Genomic DNA, 13,609 nt, shown 5'->3' on the forward strand with positions numbered 1-13,609 from the left:
TCCCTCGCCATCACGTGGTGACAGGTATCGCTTGGTACACCACGCTACGTGGTTAGTGTCGCAACTGCCGAGCACAGCTCGACCACGTTCGGGAGTCGGCTCGAATAGTAGCAAGATACTAACCACGTAGCGTCAATATTCAACCCGACCCCTGAACGCTTGTTTGACGTGTTCAACCCAGGCGAATTCCGCAGACGCGACTTCCTTTCTGGCCTGTCGGTCCTCGGAGCGACATCGCTTGCCGGCTGCTCAGACGTGACGAACCAGCGATTCGAATCGACTCCAGTCGAGTTACCGCGTTCCGATCAGGACGGGCTGCTACTGAGTGAAATCGCGAGTGACTCCAGGAGTGTTTCTCGAACTGGCCCGAACGGTGACCTCGAAATCACCGTCACCAGTCACTTCGCGTCCTACAGCAGAGCGGAGGGAGTCGCTGACAACGGCACGGTACGAACGGCGGTCGGGCAGTACGTGGCGGACCTGAACGGCGGGCGACTCGGGGCCGGAGCGACGCTCACGTCCGCGACCGACCTCGTCTCGAAGAGTCAACCTCTCCCCGTCTTCGGATCCGACGTCGAGATCGACCCCGAAGCGATCGCCCTGTTCGCACCCGCAGGATTGCGCACCGACGCGACCGGGGACCCCATTTCGGTGTTCAGTGGGGCCGCTATCGAGCGAGAGACGATCCGACTCGGCGAGCTGGGAGGTGTGAGCGCGTACGTCGTCCCGGGGCGAAACTTCTTGCCGGGGAGTATGTGGACGACGGACGAGGAACTGTATCCGGGGAGCATGTGGTATCCGGGGAGCATGTGGTATCCGGGGAGCATGTGGATCGCAGAGACTGGCTGGTATCCGGGGCGGACCTGGGTCCCCCCCACCCAGAACGCGGGTGCTGAAACGGACGCCGGGACGTCCTCCCAGCAGGAATCGGTCCCGGCTCCGGCGCTCGTATTCTTACCGGAGGGTCGGTCGTTCGCCGAGGTCTTCGGTGTGGACCTCGCCTCGGTCGGCGGGCGTTCCGTCGAGCCCGGAGAAACGTTCGACGTGCAAACTCTGACCGTCGCGAGCGTCGGGAATGCGCTCTTCAGTTGGGAATTCCCCGACGAGTACGGAGTGCTGTTCAGAGACGGCCGGCCAGCCGCGCTCGCGGGTGCCGTATTCGACTTGGCCGTCCTCTCCACCCCGTCGGCGTCGATCGCGGGTGTCGAAGCAAACCCGATCGTGTCGATGGATTCGGAAACGCTGTTGACCGCTGACACCACTCGACGGCTCCTCCGAAATGCGGGAGTTTCTGACGCGGACGACGTTCGATGGGTCGACGGACCGAAACGACTCTCCCCGGAGGGCTATCTCTCGCTCGATGCGGAGATTGCCGACAACGTACCTGAATCGCTGACGGGATTGGAGCCGACGATCTTCGACGAGACGACGACTATCGAGACGTACGCGGGCGTGCTCAGCGGCCGGAGTGGACAGTGGGCCGTCGGCATTCATATCGCACGCGCGACCCCGGGCGATCACGTGATGGCTATCGGTACGCAACGGGCACCGCTGGAATCTGCCGGTGGGGTCACCGACGGAGAAGAAACGGAACCGCCGATACCGTTCCCGATCATCTCCTGGAAAAATTGGTATCTCGATGCCCGAGCGATGATGCAGGTCGTCGTGCCTCGCCTCACCGAGCGACGGGATTGAGAACGGATGAACGGACTACCATTCCCGTTGATGGACGCTGTGCCCGGTCGCGAACGGACGGGACCCGACGGCACTGTCGTGGAGCGTGGGCTCTGATGCCGCGAAGCTGGCAGGTCGTGTTTCTGGGGTTCCTCGCCCAGTTAGCGGTCGGTGGTGTGATGCTCGGTTCGGAGATGACCGGCACGCCGGAGAACGCGAGCACCATCGTGCGCCTCGTTCTCGGCGGAGGCATCCTCGTCGTGACCGCGGCAGCGTTCCTCGTGACACTCCCCGCGATCTATCTGTTGTATCGCGGATCGTACCGGCTCGTTGCGACTACTATCGTAACCATTGTTGGGGCGGTGTTCCTCGTCGGCAGTATCGCATCCCCGGTTGTCGCGGTTCTACCCGCGTTTCTGTTCATCGGCATAGTACTGTCGTGGCGTGAACGGACAAGCTCCTGATCTCCGTCTGTCTCCGTTAGTTACCCTGCTTCCGGAGGCAGCCCAGCGTCTTGCGGAGTTGGCGGCTCTCGATCCGCCAGGCGGTCCCCACCGTAGACGACCACCAACACGGTGACATCCTCCTCGCGGTACACGGCGAGGCTTCCCGTCCCGCAGGTGGGGTATTTGCTGGTCTACGAAACGACCTGTTCTCTCGTTTTGAACGTCCCGCTCTCGTGGTCGAACAAGTGTGTCGATGGCTGTGCCACACAGGCGTTACTCTATCCTCGCCGTGAGGACTCGGAGTTATCTTCTGCCTCATATTCTCCGCCCCGTTGCAATCCGCGTTCCCGACCAACCCACACGACTGGCAGACGTACAACCCACGCTCAACACGGTTCGCTTTCGTGTCGTCGCCACACTGTGAACACGTCTTCGAGGTGTTTTCCACTCGTTGTCTTTCAGTACCTCGACACCACGAATCTCACCCTTGTATTCGAGGTACTGGTAGATGCGGTCGAAGGCCCACGTATGGAGTTTCTTATTGCCTGTCTTTCCCCAGTCGGACTCTCGCACGTCTTCGGGCCAACTCACCGCGAGTGTGCCCACACCGCGTTCGACACACTCTGTGATGATGGTGTCTGAGAGGGCGTGGTAGAAGTGGGTCTCACGGTCTGCGAGTTTCTGACGCGCCCACATCGACCTCTCAGACGGGCCGTTCTCACCTTCCGTGTCGTACTCAGCACGCTTGAAGTAGTGCTTGTCCTGCTTGAGCGAGTTACCGGGGTAGAGAACGTATTCGTCTGGGAACACGACCGTAGCGAATTTGTGATCCCGAGGTCAATACCGGCCACTTCGTCACCTACTGAGTCGTTTGTTTCGAGTTCGACTTTACAGACGAAGTGGCTCTGTTGGAATCCTTCAGAGTTGACATTGGGAACAGCTACTCTCCCCACCGGTTTTCGTCGGTACGGTTGGAAACTAGCCTCTCAGCAAATCGCAAGACGTGAAGAGGATTTCGACAGATCCATATATCCCTATTCCCGGTTACTCAGTCCAGATCCGATCGCAGCACCAATTGCCACTCCGATCACGAGCCACAGACCGAGATCATCCGTAGCAGAACCGATAGCGACGCCGATTGCAAGTCCAATCGCTATCCCTGCCCCAGTGTCTTTCCCGCTCGACTCTGTCTCGCTTGCCTCGCTCATGTACCATCAGGAAACTGTAGCAGGTGATAAGCCAACGGTCTGTCGCGACCAATTCGAAGCTCACGAGACGGGGAGTACCGACTGTTCTGTGACTTCCTCGTCCTCAGTACGTTCTCACATCCGTCGCCCCGGAAAGAGTCAATATAACAATCTGTGCCGAAAATGCTTCCGTTGCGTTTCGTTCTCAACTCCTCCGTGTCGCGAGTACAGCCACGCTCAGCAACGCAAGCACGGCCCCGACCACTCCGAATCCAGGTCCGGCTGTCGATGTCTCACTCCGACCTGACTCGGACGAAGTCGTGCGTGTGTCCGTTTCGGACTGAGCCGTGCTGGGTCGTTCTGTTGGTGTCTCCGAAGGCGATGGGGACTCTGTGGGCGTTGCATTTGTCGTTGTAGCCTCTGGCGTAGCAGTCGACCTCGGTGTCTCAGGCGTAACGGTTGCGGTCACCGCACTCCGATTCTCTGTGATTGATTTCGACGAGGTATTGGTAGATGAGCTCGGCGCTGTGTCACTCGGCGATCCAGATGTGTCGGAGTCATCACTCTCACTCGGCGATCCAGATGTGTCGGAGTCATTACTCGAGTCTGTATTCGATGATGAACTATCGGTATTCACGTCGTCGCCCGTGTTCGGCGACGTATCCGATGGACCGCTACTGTCGGTCGTCTCATTCTCACTCGTTCCGGATACAGCGGGCTGGATAGACACGGTTCCCGCGGAGTAGTGGATCGGTATCTCGACCACTATCCCACCGCTTTCGTTCTGTGCCGAGATACTGGTTGAGTTCCCAGCGTATGCTGCTGTCAGCGCCCCCGGATCGGTGACGCCCCACGAGGACAGTAGCGAACCTGGCAGAAAGGCCTCATAATACCCCTCATTGACTGTTTCACCATCCGGTTTGAAGTGCGGGCCAGCCACGAGCAAGGACAGCTTTGGCTCCGTTAAGGCACCACCCGATTGGTACTCAAGTTGGCCGAAGGTCTGTGCGTCAGTCATGATGATCGTCCCGTTGAACCGCTCGCGTGGCTCCGTCGACGTGGCGTACTGATCCATCGGATCGAACGCGAGGTCAACGGTTGCGTTTCGGTGGAAGGTCGCTGTGTCATCGGCGCCGGTCGGCCACGCACCGAGGCGCGCACCCTCAACCAGATCGAACTCCGACGCGGTCACCTTCACGACGTGCCGCGTGTGGGTACTGTTGATCGTCGTCCGATTCCACGTCGCGTTGTGCCCTGTCCCGATCAGCACCGGTGCCGAGAAGTTCTGTGTCACGAGCTCGACACGGAACCGAGTCTGTGTGGTTGCGTTCGTCGTATCAAGGCTGCTCCCAGCCTGCGTTTTCAGGCTTCCTTGGAGCATGTTTGCATCAAGCCCCAGGTCTGCGACGATCTCGGACTCGGGACACGGACCGGCGATACAGGTCACGTTCGAGGACGCCACAACCGGTTCACGAACAGTCAGATTCGCCGTTCGGTCGCCAAGCATCACTGTCCCCGCATCAACTCGTTCGGGGAACTGCACGAGCCAACCCACGGATTTCTGTTCGGTCGAATTCACGGTCCGGTTCCAGCTCCCGAGGACAGTCCCGTTCCAGACGACCGTCTGGTTTGCAAATCCCTTCGCATCTCCGAGATTGTGAGCCGTCGCAGCGAGGAACGTCTCCTCACCGACGACTGCAGTCACGTTGGTGCCCACATTGGTCAGGGCGATGTGTGTCCCATCGGCGAGGGCGAACCCGGTCGTCCGTGTTCCATCTGGGAGCAACAGGTCGAAGCGGTTCGGGTTCGGCGCGGTAACATTGAGTTGGACCGTCTTCACCGTGTCTCCCGGAACAGTGACGGTCGTACTGTTGGAGATTCGCTCGTCGGTGTAGACGGTTCCAAATCCATCGACTCGTATATTTTGTTGTTGCTCGGTCGACGCAGTGTTGTTGAGGGTGACATTCACACTGAACTGCTCACCCGTCGGCACTTCGGTTGACACGACCGACGCTGATTTGACCTGGATTCCTGCGGAGGTCGTCTCATCGGCACTTGTGGTATCGTTGACTGTCACTGTCGTCGCAGACTCCTGATTAACCCGAATTTCGGACGTCCCCTCTCTATCAAGGGTGAGACTCAAATTAATAACTCGCCGTTCACCACCACCGACGGAGACTGTCCGGTTTGCAAGTTCCTGATTGAACTGGTACACTGCGACAGTAAACCGGTCCTCGTTTGTGCCCGTGTTATTGAGGGTGGTATTCACCCAGAACTGTTCGCCAGGTTCCACCGTCGTATTCGAAACTGTGTACGAGTCGATAGTCACCGACGTGGTTGCTGTGAGTGCACCATCGTCAACCGCTGGGGTCGTCCCGACAACTTGACCACTCGACCGATTATACACGAGTGCGGAGTAGACGTGCTCACCTCCTGCTACAGTCCCAGCAGGAATGGTGACGGTTATGATTCCATCTGATTCTGTCAGGTTGATCGATGTCCAACCGTTTGGCCAGATAACACCAAGCGTGAGATCTGACAGAGTCTGCGATCCGTCTTCGATGTACGCCGTGACGTTATAACCGATCTCGATGTCGCTGTCAGTACTCCCGTTTATTACGGTGTCCGGAGCGACAACGCCAGTTGATGACGGGATTCCTGAAACTGTACCGCCACTCGTTGTTAGTCCACTGACGCCGGCGACTCCGGCGGCGAGGACGACCAATACTGCGATCACGCAGGTCAGTGCGGTTCGACGGTCGCGAGTTTTCCTCTGCATAGTTTTTCGACGACCACTGGCCGGCCACGGTAGACGCGAATAAGACGCCGAGAGCGCCGACTTTGGTCTTCGCCCGACAGTTTGCGCAGGCAGACTATACTTCACCGCACCAGTGTCGTCCCACGGTTGACACACTGGCCCAGCCTGTGATTTATCCGTATAACCGCTTGGCTAGAAGAGAATAATGTATACGCCAACCAGTTATTGCCTCTTAACCAAATAAAACAACTGCCTAATGGACTCAGATCTAGTGTCGTTGGCACTCGAGCGACGCACCTACTTGGAGTTAGCCGCATCCTCGCCGCGGTGGAAGCGGGACTTTGTCGACGAACTTTCCGATTCGCGGTCGACGGTCAATCGTGTCATCCCTGACCTCGTCGACGCGGATCTACTGGAGCAAAGTTCGCGTGGATATCGACTCACCTACACTGGACGGGTACTGCTTGAATCCGTCCAGGAGATAACCGCAATTGGAGACACCGTCGGTGAGACGGAAGGATTGTTGAACAACTTGCCAGACTCAGCACCAGTGAACCCTCGTCTTTTCGTTGACGCCGACATCCTGACAACTGATGTCCCGTCGGTCACCGCACTCACACAAGAGCCGAGAGAGCAAATTCTCTCGGCTGACCGAGTTCGAGCAATCGGTCTCGCTGACAACGACCCAAAAATGATTGAAGGATTTTATGACCGCGTGACCGGTGAGGATGAATTCATTCTGGAGTTGATCGCCGAAGACTCTCTTGCACGCCATCTGCTTGAGACCTATGGCGACCTCCTCGACGAAACGTTACAGATGGAATCGCTGTCGATCTCGTCGACAGATAGCGTTCCGTTTGGATTCTATCTCACGTTCTCCGATAGTGAAAGACGTGAACTGATCATGCCAATCCATGATGACCAACGGATTCTTCGTGGAATGATCCGGACGAAAAACGAGCGCGCTCTCGAGTGGGCTGACAAACTCTACGAAGAGGTTCAATCAGATGCGATACCACTCCGTGAGATAGCTGAACGTCGTTCCGACTGGCTCGGACATAGCGCCGAGTAGTGTCTCGCCTCGTTGGCTGCTAAAACGCCCTTCACGTCTTGCGATTCGCTGAGAGGCGAGTTTCTAATCCCCCCGAAACCCGGTGGGAAGGCCTTGTTGAAACCCTTGCTGACAAACATGACTGGTGAGTAGCTGGAGGAAGATGGATGCTCTCCCAAAGTCACGACTTCTTCGATTCGTTGAAAGGGCTATGATGCTGGCTCGCCGTGCTGTGGCACGGTTTTCGACTCGCTATTCACGGAAGCGGTTCATGCTCCGCCAACATGTCGTTCTGCTCTGTCTCAAGGTGAAAAAGACGACTACATACCGTGACCTTGTTGACGAACTCATCGAGATGCCTCGCATTCGTGACGCCCTCGATCTCGATTCGATCCCCGCACCCTCGACACTCTGCAAGGCGTTCGACCGCTTGGAAATGGCCGTCTGGCGGGTGCTGCTGAACGTCTCGCTCAAGGACTTGCCGCTTAACGGTGTCACCGGCATCGATGCGTCCGGGTTCGAGCGGGCGGATGCCTCAACACACTACACGAAGCGGACGAACCTCACTATCCAGCAGTTGAAGACAACGCTATTGGTCGATACGGCGACCAACGCCGTTCTCGACATCCACGTAACGACGACACGAAAACACGATACGCAGATTGCGCCACAGGTAGTGAAACGGAACGCAGCGTCCATCGCGGTCTTGACCGGTGATAAGGGATACGACGACCAGAAGCTCCGCCGGCTCGCCCGCGACCACGATATTCGACCACTCATCAAGCATCGTGAGTTCACCTCACTCCACAAAGCGTGGAATGCACGGCTGGATGGCGATCTCTACCATCAACGGAACGTGAACGAGACAGTCAACGCGGCGATCAAACAGAAGTTCGGTGCGTTCGTGCGGTCACGCCGGTGGTGGAAGCAGATCCGCGAACTCGTCATCAAGTGCGTCGTTCACAACGTGGAACGAAGCCTCGCTGTTTCGCATGAATAGTGCGAATGTCCCTACTGCTGAGAGGAATAGACTGCTGAATACAGAGCGTGCAGTCAGCAGGACCGGGTGTTCATCGCACGATAGAAAATGAATACTGAAGATACTGCTTTGGCTTTTTGATCCCGTAGTTGAACAATTCCATATGGCCATTGCGCTCGGAACTGATATCACAGTCGTGATAGGAGTGATGGCACTCTCAGGCGTATTCACCGGGTGGCTAAGCTACCGCATTCGCTATCGTGGCGACGTTCATCTTATTGCTGGGTATCGGAGCGGTATGGCCGCTGATACAGAAGCACTATCACGAGTGGTCGGTGGAGTGGTACTTATCATCGCAGTCGTCACCGTACTCGCCAGCTTGCTATATCCAGTGCTGGATAGTATCCCGGTAGATGAGGTAACCTATTGGTCCGGATACACCATCGCCGTTCTGGTGTTCAGTGGATACGCTGTCTTAACCGCCCGAAAGTATGTCTCTGAACCTGATCAGTAACGCGGCAGTGAGTTTAACTGTGGTACTTCTTCATCTGTAACCGATACGCGCTGTCTATCTTGCACTGACGATATTGATCTCTCTATCACCTGTCAGAATTGCCGTGACCGATTTAGAGGATGTAGTCAGCACGACAGTCATTATTTTTTGAATTTTTAATTTCTGAATGAAGTTCTCATATGATAGGGATCTAACTATTCAGAGGCCGACTACGTCGCGGTCAGTGTTTGCTTAATTACGACCGAGTTTGTCGGCGTGTGCACGACGCGAACTGTAATACTCTCGCCACTATTGAGTTCACATTCGGAACTAGCTAATCGGAAGGTGGCTGTTTCGCCTGCCTGCCACTGACCGCCTGCTTCACCAATTGGTCCGCTCACTGAATTATATGAGTTGTCGAAAATATCGTCGCCACGAACATACTCGCTGGTCGGTACCGGGTCGCCTCCACTTGCCGGTAAGTTCACCAATCGACCGGATTTCCCACAGGCGTCCTGTGCATTGACGGCAATTTCGAGGTTAGCAGCTGACAAAGTGTCTCCTGCGATATGCGTGATATTGACTTTTCCACCATCATTTCCTTCTTGTGTGACAAGTTCACTGCTTGATTGACCAACGATAGGTCCGGGTTGATTGGCTTCGTCGGTAAATCCAAGCGCTAACACCGAGATCGTCGCGGCCAGTATCACTACGATAGCAACCATCAAAATGTTAGCTATAACTGGTGAAACGGCCCGTGACGAAGATATTCTAACCGTATGTGTACTATTGGACGGGGGCACTAATCAATTTATATTATCTTTCAAGAGTACTGCATACGCGCCCTCTATTCAGCAGGACTGCTGAAACCTATCATCGAATGAGGGTTTCAACAAGGCCGGTGAGAAGGGAAGGTCCTCTCGATGTCAACTCTGAAGGAGTTCAACAGAGCCGGATCCGCTGGTCCGGGGCAGGCCGGAGTCACGCTCGGGGAGGCTGCGACCGCCGTGGGAACTGGCTGAGGTCGGCCTTTCTCGGTTCCTGTGAGTTGCGTCGTCGAAGCGGGAAGCCTCGACGCTTGACCCCGAGGCGGTTCACACGGCGTCGAAGGACACGGGAGTTCTTCGAGATGGGTGAGGTGGCTCTCGGCATCCGAGGCACGGCACGCTTAACCCGGTTCCGGTCGCACACCGACGGGAATGCAGACGCACGTCGTCCCGGTCGGGTTCGACTACGACCGATTGATAGCGCCGCTGGTCCGCGACCAGTTCGACGTGGACCGCGTCGTGCTGCTGGAGGGCGCGGTGGGCAGCGAGGCCAACGTCGAGTACTCCCGGAACCTCTCGCAGAAGCTGGAGACGGACTTCCGGAACCTGCTGGGCGCCGAGACCGAGCGGGTGCCCGTCGCCGACGTGTACGACTACGACGCCGCCTTCGAGCAGGCGTACGACCTCATCAACGAGGAGCTCGACGCCGGCCGGGAGGTGTGGGTGAACGTCTCCTCGATGCCGCGGCCCGTCTCGTTCGCGTTCGCCACCGCCGCCCACTCGGTCACGCTGGAGCGACAGGCCGACCGCGACCGCATCCACACCTACTACACGGCACCGGAGAAGTACCTCGAAACCGAGCTGGCCGAGGAGCTTCGGAGGGGCCGCGACCTGCTCGGGGACCTGCTCGACGGCGTCGGCGACGAGGTCGACCAGGTGGCCGGCGTCGACGCCGACCGGCTCCGCGAGCGCCTGTCGGCGGCGACCGACTTACTGGGGGAGTTCGACGAGCGCGGGACGACCATCGGCGCCAAGGAGGTCGACGGCCGCCACATCATCGAGCTCCCGGTCGCCTCCTTCTCGAACGTGAAGCCGTTCGAGGAGGTGATCCTCTACAAGCTCGGGGAGGACGGCGAGTTCGAGTCGGTGAGCGAACTCGCGAAGGCGCTGGCCGCGGAGCTGAACGAGGAGTACACCGACTCGTTCCGCTCGAAGGTCATCTACAACGTCGACCGCCTCGGCCCCGGCGGAAAGGGGTACGTCGAGCAGGAGTCCCACGGGAAGTCCTACCGGACGCGCCTGTCGCGGATCGGGGAGCTGTGGGTCCGCGCGCACGCGGCCGAGGACGCGTCGGATTACGAGCGGTAGGTCGCGCGGGCGAGGTCGCCGGGGGCGGGAGCGACGCCGACCTGACACCGACGCCGGCGCGACCCGCCCGGGCGTCGAACTCAGAACTCGAAGCCGCGCGGCGCCGCCGAGGGCGCCAGCGGCGTCGCCGGGAGGCGGTCGGGCACCTCCGGGTCGTTGAACGCTCGCGGCGCCACGTCGTTCGGGCCGTCGGGGTAGCACACCGACGCCAGCGCGTGCAGTTGGTCCCGGCCGACGCCCAACTCGAACTGCCCGCCGCCGTACAGCCTCACGTCGCGTTCGCGCGCCCACTCCAGCGTGTCCGACAGCGCCTCCAGCGTGCCGAACCGCGAGGGCTTGATGTTCAGCCACGCGGGCTCCCACGGCAGGGCCTCGACGCTCTCGATGTCCGTGATCGGGTAGTCCCACGAGACGCGGTGCTCTTGCCCCTCGAAGACGTGACGCGTCTCGTCGGTGATCGCCGGGTCCTCGATGACCGCGTTCGGGAACGACTCCAGCACCCACTCGTAGAACGTGGCGTCCGGCTCCTGGTCGACATCGGTTCCCTCGTACAGGCCTTTCAGATCGAGGACGCGCACCTGCTCGGTCGGCAGGGCCGAGACGACCTCGTCGGTCCAGTCGTCTGTCGGGTCGAGCTTGAACCCGATGCCGGGGACGCGGTCGGCGATGGCGGTCACGCGGTCGGCGCTCGGCGGGTCTCCCAGCCGCGTCGACGCCGCGAACGTGACGGGCTCGCGCTCGCGCCCGAGGATGCTCGCGAGGTCGGTGTCGGACTGCCGGAGCGCCAGATCCATCGCGGCCGACTCGACCGCCCAGCGGCGGTAGGCGTGGCCCGTCTTCCGCTCGGGCGCTCCCATCGGAAACAGGTCCACGTCGTCGAGACGGCGGGAGAACTCTCGGAACGTCCACTCGCCGGCGAACGCGTCCGCGAAGTCGACGCCGTCGGCGGTCGTCCGCGGGTCGCGCTCGGGGGTCGCGAACAGCGCGTCGTGGTCCAGCGCGTCGTAGGTCACGTCCTCGCCGCGACCGAGTTCGCCGTCGCCGCGGAGGCGGACCGTCGTGCTCACGCGCTCGAACCCCGAGGAGGTGTCGCGGGCGCGTCGGCGGAGGGCCACCGACTCGATCGTCAGCGGGAGGTCGGCGATCGCGCGAAAGAGGGTGGGTGTGCTCACGGTCGAACCCTCTCTCCCGCGGGGGATAGTCCTTCCCCGCGGTCGGCGTGGCCTCGCCGAGACCCGACCGTCGGCGGTCAGGGCCGAAGTGCGCCGGCCTCGAACAGCTTCACTCTGGTCGCCAGCGCCAGGAACGTCGCCGTGAGCGTGAGGACGACCGCCCCGGCGGCGGCGATCTCGTGGGTGGGCGACGGATGGGTGAAGCCGACGCCCGACTCCAAGACCACCTGTCCGGGCATGAGCGTGTGGTGGGGCGTCCCGACGATCGGGAGGAGGTAGTCGACCACGTCGTTGAGGCCGTACCACGCGACGGCGACGGCGACCGCCCGCACGGGGAACCCCGAGATGCGGTAGAGGAGGAAGCCCTCGACGGTCATCGCAAGATGGGAGAACAGGAGAAACAGGTACATCGGCAGCGGGGTCGCGGCCGTGAAGCCGTCGGCGAACGCCAGCAGGACGAACGGCGTCCACAGCCCCAGCTTCCAGCAGCCGAAAAAGGCGAGCGCGTTCACGTACTCGTTCGACCGGTCCAGCCTCCACAGGCCGAGCGCGAGCGCGATGAACAGCGTCGCCACCGGGGAATCCGGCACGAAGACCCACATGCTAGGCGGCGTGCCGCCGAGCTGCCACGTGATCAGCGGGTCCGACAGCGGCAGCGGGTGGACGCCGTAGTACCAGAAGCCGAAGGCGGTGCCGACGAGGTTGACCGCCACGACGAGCGTCGCGAGCCGGAGGCCGACGTTCTCCAGGGTCCGGGGGAGCGGCGCGACGTACCACGGGAGGTCCGGACGCTCGGGGAGGCCGTCGTCGTCGGTCAGGTCGGCGAGGGGGCTCATTCGGGTGTGGCGTGTGTGGCGCGTCCGCGGCTTAGCCGTGGCGGTGTGCGGCGGCGGCCCGCGGTCGTCTCGCGGGGATGGCGTGGGGCAGCCGCGGGGGATGCCGCCGAACCACCGCCGATTAAGCCGCAGCCGGCCGACGGTTCGCCAAGCCCGTGGCCGACGACACCGAGGCGCGACGGACCCGCAACCCCGTTCCCGAGACGCTCGCCGAGTTCTACCTCACGACGCCCGCCACGCTCGCGCTGCTGCTCGTCGCCAACGCGCTCGCCTTTCTCGTCGGGGTGCGCTACTACGTCGAGACGATGCCCGCGGTGGCGACGTACCTGTGGCCGCTGTACGCCGACTCGCCGACGGCGATCGCGCTCGGGACGCTCGTGCTCGCGGCGCTGGTGCCGTTCGCCGGCTACCGTCTGTCGGCGGTGCCCCGGACCGCAGTGCTGTCGGCGCTGTCGACGCTCGCGGTCGTCTGGCTGGTCAAGATGGGCCTGTGGACGTTCCTCGCGCTCAACGTCCCGTTCGTCAGGCCGGACCTCCCCGCGGACCTGTACGTCGGCCTCGACGCCGACTCGCTGTGGGCCTACTGGGGCATCCTCGCCACCCACGCCGCGTTCCTCGCGGAGGCGCTCCTCCTCGCCCGCGTCGGTCGGACCTCCCGGCCGATCCTCGGCGGCGTCGCGCTGCTCGCGGTCGCGAACGACCTCTTCGACTACGGCTTCCTGCTCGGCCTCCCGCTCGCGAACCACCCGCCGGTGCGGTACGACCCGGGCTGGACGCTCGCACTCGGGAGCCTCGCGGCGACGGTCACGGCGGTCGCGGTCGCCGCCGCCGTCCTGCCGTCGGGCGATGCCGCCGACCGGCGACGCGGTGCTTAAATA

General features: G+C 60.8%; 12 protein-coding genes and 1 pseudogene. 7 read left to right on the forward strand and 6 right to left on the reverse strand.

Annotated features, from left to right (window positions below; genetic code table 11):
• The first annotated feature begins 168 nt into the window (after window positions 1–168).
• Together BUE16_RS17100 and BUE16_RS03200 are read left to right on the forward strand one after the other, a co-directional pair.
• Window positions 169–1,695, forward strand: coding sequence for a DUF6517 family protein (locus BUE16_RS17100; RefSeq protein WP_234972315.1), 1,527 nt, complete (start codon window positions 169–171; stop codon window positions 1,693–1,695).
• 95 nt (window positions 1,696–1,790) lie between these two features.
• Window positions 1,791–2,138: a hypothetical protein gene (locus tag BUE16_RS03200; RefSeq protein ID WP_073306939.1), complete on the forward strand. Its 348-nt coding sequence runs from the start codon at window positions 1,791–1,793 to the stop codon at window positions 2,136–2,138.
• 173 nt (window positions 2,139–2,311) lie between these two features.
• Here BUE16_RS03200 and BUE16_RS03205 read toward each other — a convergent pair.
• The 3 genes and pseudogenes from BUE16_RS03205 to BUE16_RS15965 all read right to left on the reverse strand — a co-directional run.
• A pseudogene (locus BUE16_RS03205) lies at window positions 2,312–3,022 on the reverse strand (RNA-guided endonuclease TnpB family protein); the annotation flags it as partial.
• 132 nt (window positions 3,023–3,154) lie between these two features.
• A complete protein-coding gene (locus tag BUE16_RS17105) occupies window positions 3,155–3,328 on the reverse strand; it encodes a hypothetical protein (RefSeq protein ID WP_234972316.1) in 174 nt (57 codons plus the stop codon).
• Between the two features lie 184 nt (window positions 3,329–3,512).
• A complete protein-coding gene (locus tag BUE16_RS15965; RefSeq protein ID WP_159435712.1) occupies window positions 3,513–6,032 on the reverse strand; it encodes a PGF-CTERM sorting domain-containing protein in 2,520 nt (839 codons plus the stop codon).
• A 289-nt stretch (window positions 6,033–6,321) separates the two neighbouring features.
• On the opposite strand from BUE16_RS15965, the gene BUE16_RS16195 reads away from it, so the two are divergent.
• The 3 genes from BUE16_RS16195 to BUE16_RS16200 all read left to right on the forward strand — a co-directional run bounded on the left by BUE16_RS16195 (window position 6,322) and on the right by BUE16_RS16200 (window position 8,609).
• Complete coding sequence (locus BUE16_RS16195; RefSeq protein ID WP_143165346.1) at window positions 6,322–7,137, forward strand: transcriptional regulator FilR1 domain-containing protein; 816 nt, start codon at window positions 6,322–6,324, stop codon at window positions 7,135–7,137.
• Between the two features lie 142 nt (window positions 7,138–7,279).
• Window positions 7,280–8,116 (forward strand): IS5 family transposase, encoded by an 837-nt coding sequence (locus tag BUE16_RS03220; protein WP_073307071.1) that lies wholly within the window; start codon window positions 7,280–7,282, stop codon window positions 8,114–8,116.
• Between the two features lie 142 nt (window positions 8,117–8,258).
• Window positions 8,259–8,609, forward strand: a complete 351-nt coding sequence (locus BUE16_RS16200; RefSeq protein ID WP_073306942.1) for a DUF3784 domain-containing protein — start codon at window positions 8,259–8,261, stop codon at window positions 8,607–8,609.
• A gap of 209 nt (window positions 8,610–8,818) precedes the next feature.
• Here the strand turns inward: BUE16_RS16200 and BUE16_RS03230 are convergent, their stop codons facing one another.
• Entirely contained in the window at window positions 8,819–9,391 is a 573-nt protein-coding gene (locus BUE16_RS03230; RefSeq protein WP_268762473.1) for a type IV pilin, read from the reverse strand.
• A 396-nt stretch (window positions 9,392–9,787) separates the two neighbouring features.
• On the opposite strand from BUE16_RS03230, the gene BUE16_RS03235 reads away from it, so the two are divergent.
• Window positions 9,788–10,723, forward strand: coding sequence for an HFX_2341 family transcriptional regulator (locus tag BUE16_RS03235; RefSeq protein ID WP_073306944.1), 936 nt, complete (start codon window positions 9,788–9,790; stop codon window positions 10,721–10,723).
• Window positions 10,724–10,803: 80 nt separating this feature from the next.
• Here the strand turns inward: BUE16_RS03235 and BUE16_RS03240 are convergent, their stop codons facing one another.
• Complete coding sequence (locus BUE16_RS03240; protein WP_073306945.1) at window positions 10,804–11,895, reverse strand: enolase-like domain-containing protein; 1,092 nt, start codon at window positions 11,893–11,895, stop codon at window positions 10,804–10,806.
• Between the two features lie 77 nt (window positions 11,896–11,972).
• Window positions 11,973–12,731, reverse strand: a complete 759-nt coding sequence (locus tag BUE16_RS03245; RefSeq protein ID WP_073306946.1) for a DUF1405 domain-containing protein — start codon at window positions 12,729–12,731, stop codon at window positions 11,973–11,975.
• A gap of 155 nt (window positions 12,732–12,886) precedes the next feature.
• On the opposite strand from BUE16_RS03245, the gene BUE16_RS03250 reads away from it, so the two are divergent.
• Complete coding sequence (locus BUE16_RS03250; protein WP_073306947.1) at window positions 12,887–13,606, forward strand: DUF1405 domain-containing protein; 720 nt, start codon at window positions 12,887–12,889, stop codon at window positions 13,604–13,606.
• The last annotated feature ends 3 nt before the right edge of the window (window positions 13,607–13,609 follow it).

The sequence above is a fragment of the Halobaculum gomorrense genome, from assembly GCF_900129775.1.
GTDB lineage: Archaea > Halobacteriota > Halobacteria > Halobacteriales > Haloferacaceae > Halobaculum > Halobaculum gomorrense.